16 protein-coding genes and 5 pseudogenes are annotated in these 18,025 nt (G+C 70.2%); 9 read left to right on the forward strand and 12 right to left on the reverse strand.

Annotation, left to right across the window (positions count from 1 at the left end):
• Positions 1-6 precede the first annotated feature (6 nt).
• Positions 7-888 (forward strand): annotated as a pseudogene (locus IE312_RS34350) (LysR family transcriptional regulator); the annotation flags it as partial.
• A 497-nt stretch (positions 889-1,385) separates the two neighbouring features.
• Here the strand turns inward: IE312_RS34350 and IE312_RS34355 are convergent.
• From IE312_RS34355 to IE312_RS34365, 3 genes are all read right to left on the reverse strand, one after another.
• On the reverse strand, positions 1,386-1,964 hold the full coding sequence (locus IE312_RS34355) for a hypothetical protein (protein WP_189986141.1): 579 nt from the start codon (positions 1,962-1,964) through the stop codon (positions 1,386-1,388).
• A gap of 489 nt (positions 1,965-2,453) precedes the next feature.
• Entirely contained in the window at positions 2,454-3,017 is a 564-nt protein-coding gene (locus IE312_RS34360; RefSeq protein ID WP_189986142.1) for a hypothetical protein, read from the reverse strand.
• A 61-nt stretch (positions 3,018-3,078) separates the two neighbouring features.
• Positions 3,079-3,474, reverse strand: a complete 396-nt coding sequence (locus IE312_RS34365; protein ID WP_189986143.1) for an LppU/SCO3897 family protein — start codon at positions 3,472-3,474, stop codon at positions 3,079-3,081.
• A gap of 449 nt (positions 3,475-3,923) precedes the next feature.
• Here IE312_RS34365 and IE312_RS34370 point away from each other — a divergent pair, with 449 nt between their 5' ends.
• The 3 genes and pseudogenes from IE312_RS34370 (at position 3,924) to IE312_RS34380 (ending at position 5,087) form a co-directional block, all read left to right on the forward strand.
• On the forward strand, positions 3,924-4,235 hold the full coding sequence (locus tag IE312_RS34370) for a hypothetical protein (protein ID WP_370467662.1): 312 nt from the start codon (positions 3,924-3,926) through the stop codon (positions 4,233-4,235).
• A gap of 161 nt (positions 4,236-4,396) precedes the next feature.
• Positions 4,397-4,585: a hypothetical protein gene (locus IE312_RS34375; protein ID WP_189986144.1), complete on the forward strand. Its 189-nt coding sequence runs from the start codon at positions 4,397-4,399 to the stop codon at positions 4,583-4,585.
• Between the two features lie 12 nt (positions 4,586-4,597).
• Positions 4,598-5,087: pseudogene (locus IE312_RS34380) on the forward strand (ATP-binding protein).
• A gap of 124 nt (positions 5,088-5,211) precedes the next feature.
• Here IE312_RS34380 and IE312_RS34385 read toward each other — a convergent pair.
• The 3 genes from IE312_RS34385 to IE312_RS34395 all read right to left on the reverse strand — a co-directional run bounded on the left by IE312_RS34385 (position 5,212) and on the right by IE312_RS34395 (position 7,663).
• A complete protein-coding gene (locus IE312_RS34385) occupies positions 5,212-5,559 on the reverse strand; it encodes an STAS domain-containing protein (protein WP_189986145.1) in 348 nt (115 codons plus the stop codon).
• Between the two features lie 496 nt (positions 5,560-6,055).
• Positions 6,056-6,787 carry a dienelactone hydrolase family protein gene (locus tag IE312_RS34390; RefSeq protein ID WP_189986146.1) on the reverse strand — a complete coding sequence of 244 codons (732 nt, stop codon included), beginning with the start codon at positions 6,785-6,787 and terminating at the stop codon, positions 6,056-6,058.
• Between the two features lie 132 nt (positions 6,788-6,919).
• The gene (locus IE312_RS34395) at positions 6,920-7,663 is read right to left on the reverse strand and encodes a hypothetical protein (protein WP_189986147.1); all 744 of its coding nucleotides are present in this window, start codon (positions 7,661-7,663) and stop codon (positions 6,920-6,922) included.
• Between IE312_RS34395 and IE312_RS34400 the strand changes: the two genes are divergently transcribed.
• A complete protein-coding gene (locus IE312_RS34400) occupies positions 7,652-7,948 on the forward strand; it encodes a hypothetical protein (RefSeq protein WP_189986148.1) in 297 nt (98 codons plus the stop codon). The two genes, IE312_RS34395 and IE312_RS34400, sit on opposite strands and share 12 nt — an antisense overlap.
• Positions 7,949-8,249: 301 nt before the next feature.
• Positions 8,250-8,990 (forward strand): DUF4232 domain-containing protein, encoded by a 741-nt coding sequence (locus tag IE312_RS34405; protein ID WP_189986149.1) that lies wholly within the window; start codon positions 8,250-8,252, stop codon positions 8,988-8,990.
• Between the two features lie 137 nt (positions 8,991-9,127).
• Here IE312_RS34405 and IE312_RS34410 read toward each other — a convergent pair.
• Positions 9,128-9,325, reverse strand: a pseudogene (locus IE312_RS34410) (transposase); the annotation flags it as partial.
• Here IE312_RS34410 and IE312_RS43160 point away from each other — a divergent pair.
• Positions 9,325-9,558 (forward strand): hypothetical protein, encoded by a 234-nt coding sequence (locus IE312_RS43160; protein ID WP_229900780.1) that lies wholly within the window; start codon positions 9,325-9,327, stop codon positions 9,556-9,558. The pseudogene IE312_RS34410 and the gene IE312_RS43160 overlap by 1 nt on opposite strands.
• Positions 9,559-9,579: 21 nt before the next feature.
• Here IE312_RS43160 and IE312_RS34420 read toward each other — a convergent pair whose 3' ends face one another.
• Positions 9,580-10,038: a PPOX class F420-dependent oxidoreductase gene (locus IE312_RS34420; protein WP_189986150.1), complete on the reverse strand. Its 459-nt coding sequence runs from the start codon at positions 10,036-10,038 to the stop codon at positions 9,580-9,582.
• A 325-nt stretch (positions 10,039-10,363) separates the two neighbouring features.
• On the opposite strand from IE312_RS34420, the gene IE312_RS34425 reads away from it, so the two are divergent.
• Positions 10,364-11,866, forward strand: coding sequence for a M1 family aminopeptidase (locus IE312_RS34425; RefSeq protein ID WP_189986151.1), 1,503 nt, complete (start codon positions 10,364-10,366; stop codon positions 11,864-11,866).
• Between the two features lie 186 nt (positions 11,867-12,052).
• Here IE312_RS34425 and IE312_RS34430 read toward each other — a convergent pair.
• The 3 genes and pseudogenes from IE312_RS34430 to IE312_RS34440 form a co-directional block, all read right to left on the reverse strand.
• Positions 12,053-12,652, reverse strand: a pseudogene (locus IE312_RS34430) (alpha/beta hydrolase); the annotation flags it as partial.
• A gap of 855 nt (positions 12,653-13,507) precedes the next feature.
• Complete coding sequence (locus IE312_RS34435; protein WP_189986152.1) at positions 13,508-14,140, reverse strand: response regulator transcription factor; 633 nt, start codon at positions 14,138-14,140, stop codon at positions 13,508-13,510.
• Positions 14,137-15,222 (reverse strand): sensor histidine kinase, encoded by a 1,086-nt coding sequence (locus IE312_RS34440; RefSeq protein WP_189986153.1) that lies wholly within the window; start codon positions 15,220-15,222, stop codon positions 14,137-14,139. The genes IE312_RS34435 and IE312_RS34440 overlap by 4 nt, the downstream gene beginning before the upstream one ends.
• 207 nt (positions 15,223-15,429) lie before the next feature.
• Between IE312_RS34440 and IE312_RS34445 the strand changes: the two genes are divergently transcribed.
• Entirely contained in the window at positions 15,430-16,749 is a 1,320-nt protein-coding gene (locus IE312_RS34445) for a tannase/feruloyl esterase family alpha/beta hydrolase (protein WP_189986154.1), read from the forward strand.
• 20 nt (positions 16,750-16,769) lie between these two features.
• Here the strand turns inward: IE312_RS34445 and IE312_RS34450 are convergent.
• Positions 16,770-16,913 (reverse strand): annotated as a pseudogene (locus IE312_RS34450) (dihydrofolate reductase family protein); the annotation flags it as partial.
• Positions 16,914-18,025: the final 1,112 nt, after the last annotated feature.

The following is an 18,025-nucleotide window of genomic DNA, read 5'->3' on the forward strand; positions in this document are numbered from 1 at the left end:
AGGAACATGTACGAGATCGATGCGCTGCGGCTGCTCGTGACCGTGGCCGAGACCGGGTCGTTCACGCATGCCGCCAGCCGGCTCAACTACACGCAGTCCGCGGTGTCCCGGCGGATCGCCACGCTGGAACAGCAGGCGGGCGGGCCCCTGTTCGAACGGCTGCCGAGGGGCGTACGGCTCAATCCCGCCGGGAGGGCGCTGCACCGGCACGCCGTGGAGGTGCTCGACCGACTGGTGCGGGCGCAGCGGGAACTGGCCGTCCTACACGCGGGCCACGGCGGGTTGCTGCACGTGGGCGCGTTCGCCACCGCCAACATCCAGCTGCTGCCCACCGCCCTGCGCGCCCTCCAGGACGCCAGGCCGGACGTCGAGGTCGTCGCGATCGAGGGCCCGACCGACACGCTGATGCGGCGCCTCACGGACGGGGCACTGGACCTCGCCGTCGTCAGCGACTACCCGTCCGGGCTGCCGGCGGCCGATGGTGTCACCACGACCGAACTGTGCGAGGACGAACTGCTCGTCACCCTCCCGCACGAGCACCGCCTGGCCGGAGCCGGGACGGTCCGCCTGCGCGAACTACGCGACGAGCCCTGGGTGCAGAGCACCTACGGCGACCGTCCGACGATGCTCGCCGACGCCTGCGCCCGGGCCGGCTTCACCCCGAAGAAGATCATTCGGATCGCGGAGTGGACCGGAAAATTCGGCTACGTCGCCGCCGGACTCGGCGTAGCACTGGTCCCCTCCCTGGCCGCCTGGGCCGTCCCCGACGAAGTCGTCCTGTGCCGCCTCGACGACCCCGCCCTACGCCGCACCCTCCACGCGGCCCTGCCCGCCACCCCACTGCCGGCGGCACTGGAACTGCGGGACCTGCTGCGCGTCGGCGTCAGTTCAACACCTCGGCATGGCGAACCTCGCCTTCAGAGCGAGTGTGAAGCTCAAGGAATCGACAGGCAAGCAAGGGCCAAGATCGCGAGACAGAAGTTCTGTGTCACTGAAACAACGAGCTGGTGATGGCCGAAGCGTGTGCGGCGCTGGGGCTGGCCTCCGAGCCGCACACGGTAACCGCCGGGCGCCGCCCGGTGATGGACGTCGCCGACGTCCCGCACGAGCTGATCCGCTAGACCTCCCGGCGCAGCGACCAATTTGTCGCCTGCCGGCCAGAGCTGGAACACGAGTACGTCACCGCCGTTGACGCCGACGGCGAGTCCCGTTTCTTGCCCGTGGTCTCCGAGCGGGCCGCGCCAAAGGTGAGGCGCCCGCAGAAGCAGAAGGCCCGCCCGTTAGGGCAGCTGCGCGCGTTGTGGAAGGCGAGCGCGATCCTTGCCTGCGGTGTCGCCGCCGACGTCGGCCGGCGCCATGGCTGCCTCGGCGGCTGCCGCGGTGGCTCAGGAGTAGGTCATCGGGCAGCCGTACCGCAGGGAGTACTGCGCGGCGCGTAGGTAGAGCGCCACGTAGAAGGCCGCGTCCCGGTCCTCGGCCCACGGTCCCGGCCGTACCCGGGCGGTCTGCTCCGCCCCGCCTTCCAGGAACCACAGGCTCAGTGCAAGGTTGTCGCCCGCCGGTATCGCGTCCACGGGCAGTGCGACGGCGCCGGCCAGCCGCTCGGCCAGGGCGAGCACCCGCGGGGCCCCGGCGACCGCTGTCTCCTCGCCGGAGTAGGCGGTGCCGACGGGGAGCACGATCTCCTCCTCCAGCGCGAACGGCACCAGCACGCTCCAGTCGAGAAGGGCCGACAGCTCCGCGTCGGTCAGCCGCGTCCTGCACAGCGCCACGAAGCCGTCCATGGGCGGGCTGACCTTCTCCTCGAACCAGCCCGGCGCCTCCCGCGCGGCCTGCCGCAGCTCGTAAGGGGGCAGCCCGCGCCGCTCCAGCTCGGTGTTCAGCGCGGCGGCGATGTCCCCGTACCCGTCCTCGCCCCGCCGTGACCAGTCCTGCGCGGCGACACTCACCAAGTAGAGACCCATGATCGCAACGTACCGGCCACCACCGACAATGCTCCGGTTCCTCGCGAGAGCGAGGGTGAACATGCGCTGAGATAGGGAGGGGATCTCGCTCGCACGACCGTGTCTGGCGCCGGAGGGGTCCTCGCAGCGGCCGCTGGCACCCTCCGAGGACCCCGGAGAGGGACCACAAGGCGACCACCCTCTCTGAAGAGTTCTAGAGAGGGAGGGAACCCTCGGCTTGCACTCTGCTTTCAATTGATTTGCCGCCCCCGACACATGCGTCAAGGAACTCAGACAGCTGCGCGAGCGCCTCGAGTAGATGCTGCGTGCGCTGTGTCTTCTCGCCGCGTGCGATGTCCAGGTAGAACACGATGAGTCGGTCGATCCGACCTCGGCTCCTGCTGCACAAGCATCCCGACAACGCGCAGACGTTCTCCACCTCCTACGGCACTCCGTAGATACGTAGGTTGAAACTGCTCTCCCCTCTGCCTATGGCAGAAACACACCCGATCACCCCTGCCAGGTCGGACGCCATGACCAGCACGGCCAGCGCGCACCAGCAGCACGAAGTCGTACACACTCGTCCGGCAGTCTGCTGCTGCTTGCGGATGCCATTGACGTGCAGCTGGTCCGCTCGCTGGCGGCCTGGTACAGAACCCGCCTGAAGCGGTACCGGCGGGGGCGGACGGTGCCGATCTTCGACTTGAGACGGTCCGCGATCTCCCCGTCCTGGTCCCCTCGCAGGTCAGACGCACCACGGCACTGGTCTCGGCCGGCTGGGCGTCCGTCCAGCAGGTCCATGAAGGACGTCGAGAACAGTATCGTCTCCGGCTCGCTGTGGTGCGGCAGAGCGGTCAGGAGGCGGAAGAACGCTCCCGGGTCGAGCAGGGCGGCTTCCACCTGCGCGATGCGCTCGCGCTCCCTGGCCCAGTGCAGGTAGACACGGCGGAAGTCCCACATGCACCGGCCGATGAAGTAGGTCATCAGGCAGCAGGGGCCCTTGCTGCCACCGAACTCGGGGTTCCCGCCGCCGTTGACGGGGGCCTTCGTGCGGAACGCCTTCCGCGCGCTCATGAGGACGTCGACGATGATGTCGTCCCGCTCGGCGTCGCTGCTGTGCAGGAGTTGGACGCGCCTAGTTGCTGCCCTTGTCGTCGTTCTCCTTGAAGCAGACGACGAACGATCCTTCCGCGCCCATCTGGGTGAGTGAGCCGGTCGTGCCTGGAACGCCGGAGCACGAGAAGGTGTCGACGACTCCGCCCTTGTCCATCTTCAAGACCTTGTAGTCGGCGTGCGGGTCGGTGCAGTCGAGCTTCTTGGCCTTCGCGTGCTTGTCCGTCCCGACGTTCTGGAAGCAGTCGCCGGCGTGGAGCGTGGCGGACTGGTCCTTCGTGTCGTGGGGGCCCAGGGTCACGAACGCCACCAGGCCCGCGAGGACAAGGACCACACCGAGGAAGATCAGGCGGTTGCGCCGTATCTGAGCGGGGGTGTACGAGGTGGTCGGGCCGCCCAGGGGCGGTGTGTGGGACACGGGCAGTTCCTCAGGCAGTGGGGACGTGCGAAAACGGCCAAGAAGCAAGCGCACTTGGCCAGTCGCAAAGTACGGCACGACGACGTGCCGAACGCGCCGCGGGCTCTCTCAGAAGGACACCGGGGTCCCCACAACGTGCCGAAGACGACTCCCCGCCACGTCCAGCCGGATGCGAGGAGGCTCTCGCGCAGTGGCTCACGCATCCACGCGCTGTCGAAACGGAAGGTCTCCGCCACCTCGAGGCGATGACCGGTCTCACTGAAGTTCGACGACCATCCTGTTCGTCTCATCGAATCTTGCTCACCGCGCGGGGTGTCTTGTGGATCGGGCCGCGTAGCCTCACCTGTGTGCCTCGCCATTCGAAGAAGCTGCGCCGGCTGGTTGCCGACGGGCGCGTGTACATGTGGACGATGCGCCACAGCCACCGAAGGGGCCACGATGGGCGGTCCATGGACTGCCGCCAGATTCTGACCCTGTTCCCTCAGCCTGCCGGCATCGGCGGGCCGCTGCGCATTGTCTTTGCCGACGGGCCCGGCCGGTACGTCCCGGGCGGGGCCCCCTTCGGCTCCGGGGACGTGGGCTTCACTCAGGGCGCAGACCTGAACCTGCACGAGCCGGGCGTCGTCCGGGCGCTGCTGGATGTGGCGCTGGCCCGGGGGTGGCAACCGGAGGAGCGGCGGGCGGTGGAGGTTGACGGCTGGCCCCTGCTGGAGGCGGCGGCCGCCGTACAAGCCGGAGACGCCGGCCCGGAAGCCCCGTAGCTACAGCGATCGAATTTCAGTGAGACTGGTCAAACTCCGTTGAGACGGGACACCCGCGGACTGATCCGGGGCGCGGGGCCGCAGCGGGCTGCGGGGTGTCATGTGGTGCCCGTGGGTCACTGCCATCGCGTCCCGGAGGGTTCCGGCGCGGGGTCGGTCGGTTGTCATCCGGGGGCCGGCACTGCCCCGTCACCGAACTCGGCGATGTCGCCGGGTGGCATGTCGTCGCGGAGTCGTACGACCCGCACTGGGTGGCGCCAGCCTCCCCGGTCCTGGGCGGTGTCGACATCGATCTCCGCGACCAGTCGGGGCTCGACAAGACGGACGTCAACGAATGGCGATTGGGGTGAACGGAGGAACGGATGGCGGTCGTGGCCGAAGCAGACCCGGCGCCGGCGGACGGCGCGGCACCGGACAGGTCGGCCATTCAGACCAGCGCTGCCCTGGTTGGGGACGGCGAGGACATCGCCCGGGCCCGTCACCCGGCCGCCGGTTTTCTGACCCGGGTCCAGGCCGAGCATGGCATCCCGGTCTCGCAGCGGGCCATGGACCTCACGCAGCTGGTGGTCAGTGAGCTGGTCACCAACTCCCGCAAGGACGCTCCAGGGCCGGTGCTGCTGGACGTGCGCCTCACCGGGAGCGTGGTGGAGGTCGTGGTGTGGGACTCCGACCCGGTGCTGCCCGTGGCGCGGGCCGCGGACGCGGGCCGGGTAGGCCAGCACGGCGGAGATCGTGATGGCTGTCTGCCAGGGCTTCGAGGCGCAGCGCGAGCCGGTCGGCAAGCGCATCACCGCCCGCCTCGCCCTGGCCGACGACCCCGACGGCGCCATCGGCGGCCGCCGGCCCCTGTAACTGGTAGACGCACGGTTCTATGCGGCAGCACCGGTCTGCGTCACATAACCGGCCGCCCGGCCAGGACAGGGCGGTGCTCACCTCATCTCGAGCGCCATCCGCGGCCCTTTGGCTGTTTGGCCGGTCAAACGGTCAGGGCTGCGTCGGCGCCGACCACCGTCGGGATATCCGCCGAGAACAAGGCGTAGGTCCCCGTCACCTGCAGCAGGCGGACCACGTGGGGCTGAAGACCGGTGAGGGCCAGGCGGCTGCCTTCACCGCGCAGGCGCTGGTGCAGCAGAAGCAGCAGGTTCAGCCCGCTGGAGTCCATGAAGGAGACTCCCGACAAATCCAGGTACAGCGGCTTGCTGTCCAGCGCGATGACGGACGCTGCCTGCGCCAGCTCGGGACAGGTCTCCAGATCCATTTCCCCGCACACGGTGATCACGGCGCGGTCGGGATGCTGCTGTGTTACTACGGTGAACGTACTCACTGGTTCGCCCCTCGATCTTGGGGTCGAGCCCATCACGCCCCCGTGGGGGAGGGCATCAAGCACACGGCGTGGGGCCGCGCACAGCCGAGCAAGACAACCCGTACCGCGCCCCGGTCACCGAGATGACCTTGAAGGGCGGCGCGGGGCCTCTCACCAGACCAGGCTGGTTGTCCCCGAAGCGTCGCACACCGGTGCGAGCATCCGCCAGGCTCGTTGCCGTGCGGTGCCGGACTGATTGGGCGGGGGCCGCGTATGCGTGCGCCAAGCAGGCCGCCGCGGCGGCCATCCCCCTCCAGGGCGCGGCATAAACCGCCCCTACTGCCCCGGGCCGCCGACGTTGGCTTGCTCCCCGGCCTGGCTGGGCCGCTGGTGTCCTGCGCCGCGAATACGTGGGTGGATCTGTCTCGTCTTGGCGGTCGGATTCTCCTCGCCGACCAGGCAGCATCGGCCGTCCGCGACTCAGCCGGAACTACCTAGGAACTTCCGGCACAGGACACTAAAGGTGCGACTCAAGGGCGGCGTAGACCTTGCGCCAGGCGTCCGCGCTGGCCTGTGGGTCGTGGTCGTCCGGGCGGTCCGCACAGGCGAAGCCGTGCCGGGCGCCCGGGTAGGTCACCAGCTCGTGCGGCACCTTCGCCTCGGTGAGCTGTCGCTCGGCCTGCTCCCATTCCTCGGCCGGGATGATGTGGTCCAGCTCGCCGCGAAAGCCCAGCAGGAACGCGCCGCCCGCGGTGATCCGCTCGCTGGTCTCCAGTGGGGGCACCGGACCGACCAGCGGGAAGCCGCTGTTCAGCAGCCAGCCCGGGTAGAAGAGGACCGCCAGCTCGAAGCTCAGCTCGGTCGCGGCCCGGACCGCGATGTGCCCGCCCATGCTCAGTCCGAGGAAGGCCACGCCCCGCTCCCCGGTTTCCGTGCGTGCCGCGGCCAGCGCCGCGGAGGCGTCGGCCACCAATTCGTCCCGGTCCAGGGCGCGCATCAGCACGAGGCCGTCGTCGCGCTCCTCGGCGGAGTACCCGAGTCCGGTGCGGCGGGCGCTGCGCCAGTAGTAGTCGGGCGCCAGCGCGACATAGCCGGAGGCCGCCAACTCGGCGCAGGTGTCGCGGACGTAGGCATTCACTCCGTAGAGCTCCGAGCAGACCACCACGGCGCCCCGCACGTCACCCGCCGGCCGGTGCACATACGCCTCGACGCCGCCCGTTTCGCCAAGTGTTTCCCACTGACCGGTCATCAGTCCCCCGTGGTTCCGTCGCTGAATGTCGCCTCAACTCTAGTGTCCTGCGCTGCAAATGCGTGGGTAGATCTGTCTCGTCTCGGCGGTCGGATTCTCGTCGCCGACCAGGCAGCATTGGCCGTCCGCGACTCAGCCGGAACTGCCTAGGAACTTCGGGGGCAAGACACTAGAACAGGTCAGCGGCTCGGGAGGGGCTGGCGTGCTCTGGTGTTCTCGGATCGCTTCCCCGAGCTGGGCGGCCGTGACGCGGACTGCGTCGAACGTCTCGGTCCAGCCGTTGGGCATCTGGACGGCGGTGAGGAAGACGCCGTGTCCGGCGGCGCGCAGGCGCCGCAGGATCGTCTGCTCCACGGAGAGGGCGTCGTCGCCGGTGGGCACGTCGTGTTCGTAGAATAGAGTCCATCCGAGACGGCGGTGCTGAGCGATGCGGTCGTTGCGCTGAAGGGCGCCGGCGACGCCGATCTTGACGGCGCCGTGCTGTGCGCGGGTGACGACGTAGACGCGGGCGGGCGCGGCGCGGTCGAAGCCGAAGCGGGCGCAGTACTTGCATCTGCGGCCGCTGCGGATCTTGGACAGGGTGGGGGTCGAGGTCCGGCCGCAGGTGGTGCAGCGGCAGCGCCAGGGCGTCATGGTCGTGGTGTAGGGCTCCAGGGGCTCGAGACCGGCCTCGCGCATGGAGGCGGCGGCGCGCTCGGGGTCTTCCCGTCGGGCGGCGCCGGCGCGGAGGTCGGCGCAGCGTCGGCATCCGCTCTGGCCGGCGAGGATGGATCCGAAGGTCGGCGGGGTGATGGTGCCGCAGCCGTGGCACAGACACCGCCAGGGGTACTTGACCCCGCGGTACGGTTCCTGGGCTTCGAATCCGTGCTCGCGCATCTCGGCGACGGCCAGGTCCTCGTCGTGGCGCTGCGCCTCACCGTTGGCCCGGTCGGCGCACCGCTTGCAGGCCGGACGCCGGCTCTGGTCAGGCTGTGCTTCAGCTGCCGGAAGCGGGCATTGACCCGGGCGCAGGAGGGCGCGCTGCCGCAGGTCGACGGGGCCGTCGGCCTCGCGCAGCGATCGGTGCGTGGTGCCTCGGCGCACAGCCCGCACAGCCCGCACAGGCTGATTACCGGCGTCGGGCCGGCACCGATGAGGCTGCGGGAGGAAGAGCTGTTGTAGTCGGGCCGGCTGCAGCCGGGGCACAGCAACCGACCTGACCACCGGCTTGGCCAGTGGAGCCTGGCTACACCGCCGCTCCCTGCCTCTTGCCAGCTGCTGCGCGACCACCCCATCGTCGACGAAGTCGGGGCCGCGTCGGGCTCCGCGAGTCAGCGACATGATCATTGTCAGACAGGCCATAGCGGCGTGACATAACAGTGAAATTGCTGGGACGCGTCCGGTACAACCGGCGCGGCACATGCGGTGTCATGAGTGTCACACGGCCAATGAGCCGCTCTGCGCAGCAAGAAGGGCAACCGCGATGTCATCTTCACTCACGCTCCGGCGAGTATTCCTGGCCACCGCGCTCACCGGCGTCGTCGTGCTCGCCACCGGCTGCAGCGCGGGCTCAGCCACCTCCTCCGGAGGCACCACTGCGGCCACGGCTGCTGGCGCGTCGGTCACGGCAACGCCAGAAGCGACAACGCCAGCCCCGACAACGCCAGCCCCGACAACGCCAGCCCCGACAACGCCAGCCGCGACAACGCCGACCGCGGCCAACAGGGCTCAGGCCGGCAGTAGGGGCAGCAATACCCAGGCACAACCGGCCGGAACGACGCCCAAGCGCACCGCCGCCTGCCCGACCCGCTACCTGAAGGCCAGACCTGGTGTCAGCCAGGGCACCGCCGGCAGCGTCTACCAGGTGATCGACTTCACCAACATCGGTCAGACCACCTGCACCCTGTATGGCTACCCCGGGGTGTCACTCGCGGGAGGCAGCCCGGTCCATCAGATCGGCCCGGCCGCCACACGGAACACCACGGCCCCCCGCGCGCTGGTGACGCTGGCACCGGGGGCCACCGGCAACGCGTTGCTGCGGATCACGGACGCCGGCAACTACCCTACGGAGCAGTGCCACCCGACCGCCGCACAGTACCTGCAGGTCTACCCGCCGGGCCAGACGACCCCGATCTACGTCGCCTACACCTCGACGGCCTGCGCCGGGACGGTCGGCCTCCTGAGCGTCAGCGCGCTCCAACCGGGCTCGGGAAGTGCCTCGTAGTACGCCGGACCAACGGCGGTGCCCCGGCCACCGGGGCCACGGTCTTGAACGGCTGCGGCCCATGAACACTTAAGAGGTCGTTTCATCCCGGTGTCTTATCCCGTGATGCGGGTTTGTTCCGGTGATGTCGGGTCGCGTCAGGAGATGGTGTTGTCGCCGGTGAGGCGGCGGGCCATGAGGTCGGTCACGGCGAGGTGGATCATGGCTTCGGAGCGTTCGGGGAGGGCTTCGTATCCGCGGGTGAGGCGGCGATGGAGCATGAGCCAGCCGTAGGTCCGCTCGACGGTCCAGCGTTTCGGAACTGGTGTGAAACCCCTGGTGCCGGGGGCGCGGCGTGCGGTGCACCATTCGGGAGCAGGCCGACCAGATTCGCAAGCGCCAGGAGCTCGGTTCCCGCGCGCGGTGGCCGCCGCCGCAGTTCGGCAACGCCGACTACGAGCAGCGGCACGCCGTCGATTGCGGAATCAACCGACTGAACCGCCACCGTGCCGTCGCCAGGAGGTACGACAAACTCGCCGTCCGCTATCACGCGACCGTGCTGGTCGCAGCCCTCAACGAGTGGCTATGACCAGCACCGACCCCATGCGTCCTAGCCGTTGATGTCGAGCGCTGTTCCATACATCCGATTCACCTTCAACCGGATGACCACTCGGCGCTCAGCAACCAACTGCTCCAGAAAGGCGTCTTCATTCTCCGGCTTCGCAGCCTGCTGGATCATTCCGAGCAGTTCCCGACCGACCGCATCGCCAGGAACCCTCGTGATGTCCGAGACCTCGGCCTCGCCTTCGGCGACGGCGAACGACCACACGTCGCCGCCCTGCACATGCAGTGAGGCACGCGGATCGCGTCGCAGGTGCCCTACCTTGATGCGGTCGACCGTCGTGGAGAACCGCACGATGCGGGCCTCGGAGTCCCAGCTGTACAGCATGGTGGTCAGATGCGGGTGGCCACTGCGCTTGACAGTGGCGAGCGTGCCGAACTGCTGCTTGCCGAGCAGATGGGAGAGGGCGTCGTCGGACAGTGGGCGAGGCGCTGGTCCTTGAGTCATGACGTGGTCAACATCCTCAGCCGCCCAACAATTTCGCGAGCCCTGTGAGCCCCACTCACACCCGCCCACCGCCGCCGCGCCGCAGCCACCTCCGGGACACCGCTCAGGTCGAGGTGTTCCAGCGGCTGGTCGGCGTCCGCGTCCAGCAGCCACCGCCGAATCAGCTGCGTCGGCGGCACCCCCGCGCCGCGCAGTGCCGTGACCGGGCGGAAGGGGGTGAGCGGGTCGCGCTGCCGTGGGAGTTCACAGTGACTGCTCCTGCCGGCTGGCGGGTGCTGAGCAACAGCGGTGACCCTCACATCGAAGATCTCGGCTCTGTGCGCCGTTGGTCCTTCCCAGGCTCAACGAGGCATTCGCGGAGTTCGCGAGCAACTGGGCCGCCGTATGCGTGACGTCTTACAGGGACGCGTGGACGGCGCACCTGGCCGGCGAGAAGCTCAAAGCCTATTTCATGGACCAGGGACCGACAACACACCCGATCCGTCAAAAGGTGCATGATGTCTCCGAGGCCGAAGCGACATTCGATGCCATCACCTACCCCAAGGGCGCATCTGTACTGCACCAGCTGATGACGTACGTCGGCGAGGCGAACTTCGCCGCCGGTCTCACCAACTACTTCGCCACGCACGCCTGGGGCAACACCACTCTGCAGGACCTGATCGACGCGGTCGCCGAGGCCAGCGGACGTGAGCTGGATCAGTGGCGCGTGGGATGGCTGGAAACAGCCGGCACCGACCGACTGACCCTCGATCACGACGGGGACGGGTTCGTCCTCCTCGCACAGGGCCCGGGTGGCCAACCGCGCCCGCATGTGCTCGCCGTCGGTGCCTACAAGCATTCCGGGGACCGTCTTGAGCGCATGGCACTCGCCGAAGTCGAGGTAGCGGGCACACGCACCCCGCTCGACCTACCGGTGGGAGCCGACCTGTATCTGGTCAACGACGAAGACCTGACTTTCGCCTCGACGAGACCTGACGCCACGACCAGAGACGCCTTCTTCCGCAATGCCGCGCGCCTGCCCACTGCGACCGCTCGGGGTGTCGCCGTCACCACGGCCTGGGACATGCTGATCAACGGCGAAGCGACAGCCGCCGAAGTCGTACAGTGCCTGGCCGGAGTGCTCGCCGTCGAGACGTCCGCGTCAGTGATCGAGCCTTGTCTCAACCTGGCTGTGGAAGCCGCAGACCTGCGGAGCCCGGAGGCGGAGCGGGACCAGTTGCTGCCAACAGTGGCTGCGACGTGCAACCTCGCCGACGTCAGCGCCTACCGGAAAGCGGCGTTGCGCGGCTTCGCCCGCACCGCGACCGAACCGCATGACATCGTGTGGCTCCAGAACGAGGCCGAAGAAGACATCGATCTCCAGTGGCGAGCACTGGTTCGCAAGGCTCAGCTCCGAAGCCAGACCACAACCGAGGCACAGGCCCTACTCGACCGTGACCCGGATCCCGACGCATGGGTCAGCAGGCTACAGGTCCGCGCAGCAACCCCGGACGCGGCCGAGAAGAACGCGGTGTGGCAGACACTGGTGACGGATCGCGCGGTGCCTCTCGCCTCGGTCCAGTCCGTTGCGACGCTGTTCTGGAGCGCCGGGCAAGACGACTTGCTCAGGCCCCACACCGAGGCCTACCTCGATCTCGTGCAGACCATCCACCGCAGTGGAACCATGCCGGCGTCGACTTACACAAAAAGCCTCTTCCCAGTGTTCGGTATCGACCAGACGTACGTGAAGCGAGCGGAAGCCTTGGCAGCACATGTTGTCCCGGTCGTCCGAACGAATCTTCTGGACCGTGCCGACCGGATGCGCCGCATGCTGGCTTCGCGTGGCTGAATCCTTGCTGTCTCGGACCACAGCTCGATCCGCAACCTCTTCGTCTGGTCGACCAACACGTCGTAGATCATTCGCGGGACAGCGCTTACTCAACACCGGCAACGCCTACGGTGCCCCCGCTGCGGGACATCGGTGGAGTGCAGGAGCGGGGTTGCGCCGGCCCGCCGCCGGGAGAGCCCCGCAACCTCATACTCCCCCTTCGGAGAGACGGCGATGGCCAGCTCTGCCGGGGAGGCTGCGGGGCACCACGTCCGCGCGGCGGTGCACAACTTTGCCCGCATCCTGGCCATCCGTCGTGGTCCCGGGCCACTGGCTCGGCACCGCTGTCACCATCACCGAGTCCGGCGCGCTGAGAGATACCAGGGAGCCGGGCGTGAAGTAGTCGCTGTGGCCACCGTCCCCGGCCGCGAAGCGGCGGGCACCGAACGCGCTGGCGGTGGGGTCCTGGCTGAAGCCCAGGCTGGCGTCGCCGGGCAGGCCGATGCTCAGATGCGGGACCTTGGCGATCCCGTCGCCGCTGCCACGACCTGCCCACACGGCTGCGCGAGTGTGGAGCGCGGCCACATCGGATTCGTCGACGCCCAGGCTGGCGAATAGCACGATGGACGCAACATCCAGCAGGGGAGCGGCTTGGCCACAGACCACCGACCCGTAGGAGTGGCACAGCAGGGTCACGTTGGCCTGTGGATTGACCCGGTGGGCCGTGGCGACGAAGGTGCGCAAGGCGGGAGCTGTGGCACGGGCACGGGTGTCGGTCAGGATCGCCGGGCCGGTCAGGCCTGGTGTGTCGTAGCCGAGCTAGGTGACGGCGGCCACCTTGGCCGCCAGGTCCTGCCGGAACAGCTCCCTGCGTAGCTCCCGGCCCGCACCACTCAGCGACCGGTGATCCACGCGCACGGCATCGGTGGCCGGGACCGCGCATGAGGAGGCAGCTCCGTCCCGGCGAAACAGGCCGGCGGTGGGATCGCCGCCCAGAGCGTCGTAGGTGTCCAGGCCCGTGCCAGCGCCGGGACCAGCACGGCGATGCGGTCCGCGTGGGCCAGGTCTCCTAGGACCTCCACGACCCGGCCCGAGCCGCAGCGTCGAAAGCGAGGTACTGGCGGCCGTCTTCTCCCAGAACCCGCAACCTCGCCGCCCGTCCGCTCGCGTCGGCCGACGGAGCTGCAGGCAGGTGGCCCCCCTGGCGGGATCCGATCCACGCGGTGGTGTTCGCAGCGTCGTGGCATGGTCCTGTCTGGCTCGCTTTCACGGCTGGCAGGCCCGCACTGCACAGGGTGACCCGTGACCGAGCGGCCGTTGGGGCCCCTTTCGGCCTGACTTCGTCGTCGGGGTGGGCACCGGGGTGTGGCAGGGCGCATGGCTCACGTACCTCCGAGGGGGGATGGCGGTGGCCGCGGAAGTTTGCGTTGCCGCAGGGCGGCGGTGATCGCGGTCATCGGCCGCCCTCGGCGCAGCCGCCACCACCTCCGTGTTCCTCCCACGGTTGGCGCGGCTCCTGCGTCCTCGGCGCCTGCTTCGCCACCTGTGCGCTCCTGGTGTGGGCGATCGGCGTACGCCGGCCCCCCCATCCCCGCCCGCGTCCGCGCACCGCCCCAGGCAGCCACCCGGGCGATGGCCCGGTGCGGCGGACCAGGGCCGGGATCACAGCAGCCCGTTCTCCCTGGCGTACAGGGCCGCCTGAGTGCGGTCGCGCAGGCCGAGGCGGCTCAGGACGCGGGAGATGTGGTTCTTGACCGTTCCCTCGCTGAGGTGCAGGCGGGCAGCGATTTCCTTGTTGGTGGCGCCCGCGCAGATCAGGCGCAGGACCTCCGTCTCGCGCGGGGTGAGCAGCTCCGGCGCCGGGACGCCGGCCGTCAGGCCGGCTGTGACGCTCTGGTCGAACTGGGCGACGCCCGCGTGCGCCAAGCGGACGGCCTGGGCGAGGGCGGCGGCGGGCAGGTTCTTGAGCAGGTACCCGACCGCCCCGGCGCGCAGCGCCCGGGTGACGTACTCGTCGTCGGCGAACGTCGTCAGCATCACCACCTTGCAGGCGGGCAGGACCCGCCGCAGCAGGGCGGTCGCGGCCACGCCGTCCAGACCGGGCATCCGCACGTCCATCAGCACCACGTCGGGGCGGTGGGCCTGCGCCGTCTCGACCGCCTCGGCGCCGTCGCCGGCGCTGCCCACCACCACGACGCCCGGCTGGATGCCGAGCAGCGCGCAGATGCCCTCCCGCACCAGCTCCTGGTCGTCGACGACGAGCACCCGCGTGGCCGGGTCCTCCGCCACGCTCACCAGGGGACCCTCACCGTGAGCTCGGTGCCGGCCGCCGAGCTGCGCAGGTCCACCGACCCGCCGGCGAGGCGGAGCCGTTCGCGCAGGCCCGCGAGACCGAACCCCTCCCCGGCGGTGCCGAGCCCGCGCCCGTTGTCCGCCACGCGCAGGAGGGCCCCGTGCTCCTCGTAGGCGACGTCGACACGGACCTGCGTGGCCCCGGAGTGCCGGCAGGCGTTGGTCAGTCCCTCCTGCGCCGCCCGGTACAGCACCAGCAGCGGCCGGCGTTCGGTGCCGGACACCTCCAGGGTGATCCGGCCGCTGCCCCCGTCCAGGTGATGCACCAGGTCGGTGAGCGCACGTCCGAGGCCGACCGGCTCGGACTCGGCTTCGGGGCCGAGGGCCCGCACCGAGGCGCGCACCTCGTCCAGGGCCCGGTTCGCCGACCACCGGGCGTGGGCCACCGCCTGCGCGGAGCCGGCCGCGTCGAGCGAGGCGAACGCCTCCGCCTTCTCCAACTGGATCCCGATCGCGGTCAGATGGTGGCCGAGGCTGTCGTGGATGTCGCGGGCCAGCCGGTTGCGCTCACGCGCCGCTGACAGCTCCGCCACCTGGGCGAGCGTGCCCTCCAGGCGGGCGCGGGCCTGCTGCTCGCGGACGGCCACCGCGGCCATGGCGAGGGCCAGGACCACCCCGAGGGCGAACATCAGCAGGTCGGAGATGTACTCGGCCCGCACCTCCCAGCGCGGGACCCGGACGGTGAAGACCCCCGCCAGCACAGCCACGCAGCCGACGCCGAGCACGACGGACACCGTGCGCCCGTAGACGAAGAACGCCAGGAACGGCAGCAGCACGAACAGCACCCGGGACAGCCCGGACGGGTCGAGCGCCGCCACCGCGCCCAGCAGCACCGCCCTCACCGCGAACACCACCCCCGGCGCGACCGGCCACTCGCGTGCGTCCAGGACCGTCAGCACGCAGAGCAGACCCGCGAACCCGAGGACCTGCACCCCGAGTCCCGGCCCGATCGCGGCGTAATAGACACCCCCGAACAGCACGGCGCCGTACAGGACGGAAGGTATCCAGGGCACCGGTCGCGTCATCGGGCCTCCCCACGGGCTCACGCGTCTCCCCACTCCCACCGCGGGCAGCCTACGCGGCGGGCACCGGACCGGAAGCCGCCGTCCCACATCCTGGCCACAGGTCATGTGCCCTTCGGCCACCGGCCTTTGGCCGTCCCGCACTTACCCCCACCGACCCGCGCTTCCTAGATTCGGCGGCGTCCCGTCACCCACCGAGAGGAGAACGGCGTGCTCCGCCGTCTCGCGGTCGTCCCGCTGCTGCTCACCACCTGCCTCGCCGCCCCCGCGGCGGCCGCCGACGCTGCGGTGCCCCCCGCGGCGACCGTCCGCCACCCGCCCCCCGCCCCGGTCGGCTGCGCCGACGTGCACGTCCCGGGAGCCGCCTACACGGTCTCCGCCTGCCTGGCCGACCTGACCACCACGGGGACCGTGCCGACCGGCCACACCGACCCCGCCGACTGGGCCGGCCTCGAGGCGCCGGGCACCGTCACCCCGTCCGGCGTGCCCGGGGTCCAGGTCGACGGCTACTTCCCGGACACCTCCACCACCAACACCAACCACGGCTGGCACCACGACAGCCAGTTCGTCGTCCGGCTGCCCCGCCACTGGAACGGCGGCCTGGTCGTCGCCGGCCCGCCGGGCGTGCGCGAGCAGTACGCCAACGACCGCATCATCAGCGACCAGGTGCTCGCCAAGGGCTACGCCTACGCAGCCACCGACAAGGGCAACACCGGCTCCGAGATCTACCGGGACGGCGAACGCCCCGGTGACGCGATCCTCGAATGGCACCGCCGCTTCGCGGAGCTGACCCGGGCCGCCCAGCGGACCGCCGCCGCGTACTACGGCCACGCCCCGCGCACCACGTACGCCGCCGGGCTCTCCGCGGGTGGGTACCTGGTCCGCTGGCAGCTCGAGCACTACCCGCGGCTGTACACCGGCGGCATCGACTGGAACGCCCTCACCTTCACCCGGAACGGCAGCCTGCTCACCACCCTTCCGCCCGCGCTGCGCGCCTACCCCCGCTACCGGGCGGGGGAGCCGGACGCGCACGCCGAGATGCTCGCGGCCGGCTATCCCGCGGGCTCGGAGGCGCTGTGGGACTACCACTACCGCACCCAGTGGGACTTCCTGCAGCGAGTGATCCGCGAGGAGGTCGACCCCGGGTACGACGGCGCCGCACAGGCCGGGACCCCGTTCTGCCCGGCGGGGACCGGCGCGGGCTGCGACACCGACTACGACTTCGCCTCCCGCCCCGCCGCGGTCCACCGCGTCGTGGACCGGATCGCGCTGAGCGGGCGCATCCAGCGGCCCCTGATCAGCATCCAGGGCACCTTGGACGTCCTCACCCCACGGTCCGCCTTCGGCGACGTGTACCACCGCATGGTCGCCGACGCCGGACGCTCCGCCCTGCACCGCTACGTCCTTGTCGCCGGCGGCACTCACACCGACGGGCTGGTACCCCTCGCGCCCCGCACGCTCAAGCCGATGCTGCCGTCCTTCGTCACGGCCTTCGCCGAGCTGGAGACATGGACCCGGCACACGTCCTGATGCCGGGGCGACGTCACGCAGGGGCGCCGAGCCGGGGGGTGGTCGAGCACGCGGGGCCTGTACTCGACCAACTGGATGCGGCCGTCGAAGGTGCGGGACTCGGTCATCCACAGGGCCACGTCCGGATAGCCGTCGTAGATGCGTTCCTCGCCCGTGGCCCCGGTGGGTGCTCCGCTCCCGCCGGCCGCAGGACAGTGCCCAACTCCGCAGCCGCCTTCCTGGGAAGCGGCGTGGAGCGGGCGACCAGACGCAGGTGGGCGTGGGGCGGCTGCTCTACGCGGCCTGGCAGGTCGGCTTGGCGCACGGGCCCCCCTCGTTCTCTGTGCGGACAGCGGCCACATGGCAGGCGATCACGCGGAGCGGGCACGAGTTGCCGGACTGTGACCCCGTTACCCGAGCAGCAAGTGCCCGTGCTCGGTGAGCACCTGGCGGACCTCGGGGACGTCGGCGAACGGCTGCAGCCGCTGCAGAACGATCCGGGTACGGTCGGCGGTCCTCTCCGAGGGAGAGGTCCCCTGACAGATCGATGACCCGCTGCGCCTCGACCGCGGCCTGCTCCGGCTCGTCGGCGTCCGCGAGTATGGCGGCGTAGCAGTCCAGGACGCTGGAGAGCGGCGACACTGACGCTCGGAGGGGGTTTGTTGGTGTGTGGCGGACTTGGTGGCCTGGTGTGGTGTGGGTTCGTTGAATGGGCCGGGTGCGCGGTTCGACCGGCCAGCGCAGGCGGGAACGGTGGCCGGGTTCGTCGGCATCAGCGCTCTCCTGCCGCTACGGCGAGGGCCCCGCGCTGGAGCTCGAAGGCGGTGTTCTCTGTGACCTTCGCGGCCGCGGTGGAGCCGGGATCGAAGCGGTGGGTGAGCTACTCGTCGGCCAGACGTTGGGCGAGCCGGTATGGCAGATCAGCAGGGCGCGGGTCGGCGCGGCTGTCAGCCAGAGGTCGTTGCCTCCCGATGTTTCATCCCGGAATCAGCGGTTGATCCCCGCGTGTCGGGGCGCGCCAGGAGATGGTGGCTTCGCCGGTGAGCGGCGGGCCATGAGGTCGGTCATGGCGCGGTGGGTCATGGCTTCGGCGCGGGCGGGCACGATCTCCGCGTCCCGCAGCTCCGCCCCCGGTCAGCGGTACTCGCGGGCCGCCGCCAGGGCGGCCGTGATCTCTGGCCGCTCCCGCACGCGGGTGCTGATCTGCTCCTGAAACAACCGGTGCGCGCCGCTGAGTCCGGCTGGAGGCACGGTCACCTATGAAACAACCCCCGTGTCCCGCGTTGTCGCGTCTCTT

This window comes from Streptomyces capoamus (genome assembly GCF_014654935.1).
GTDB lineage: Bacteria > Actinomycetota > Actinomycetes > Streptomycetales > Streptomycetaceae > Streptomyces > Streptomyces capoamus.

What these genes read in the sequence shown, in the direction of transcription:
- IE312_RS34355 (WP_189986141.1), bottom strand. Translation starts at nt 1,964, where the DNA reads ATGGGTCTCTACTTGGTGAGTGTCGCCGCGCAGGACTGGTCACGGCGG.
- IE312_RS34360 (WP_189986142.1), bottom strand. Translation starts at nt 3,017, where the DNA reads ATGAGCGCGCGGAAGGCGTTCCGCACGAAGGCCCCCGTCAACGGCGGC.
- IE312_RS34370 (WP_370467662.1), top strand. Translation starts at nt 3,924, where the DNA reads ATGGACTGCCGCCAGATTCTGACCCTGTTCCCTCAGCCTGCCGGCATC.
- IE312_RS34390 (WP_189986146.1), bottom strand. Translation starts at nt 6,787, where the DNA reads ATGACCGGTCAGTGGGAAACACTTGGCGAAACGGGCGGCGTCGAGGCG.
- IE312_RS34395 (WP_189986147.1), bottom strand. Translation starts at nt 7,663, where the DNA reads ATGCGCGAGCACGGATTCGAAGCCCAGGAACCGTACCGCGGGGTCAAG.
- IE312_RS34405 (WP_189986149.1), top strand. Translation starts at nt 8,250, where the DNA reads ATGTCATCTTCACTCACGCTCCGGCGAGTATTCCTGGCCACCGCGCTC.
- IE312_RS34420 (WP_189986150.1), bottom strand. Translation starts at nt 10,038, where the DNA reads ATGACTCAAGGACCAGCGCCTCGCCCACTGTCCGACGACGCCCTCTCC.
- IE312_RS34440 (WP_189986153.1), bottom strand. Translation starts at nt 15,222, where the DNA reads ATGACGCGACCGGTGCCCTGGATACCTTCCGTCCTGTACGGCGCCGTG.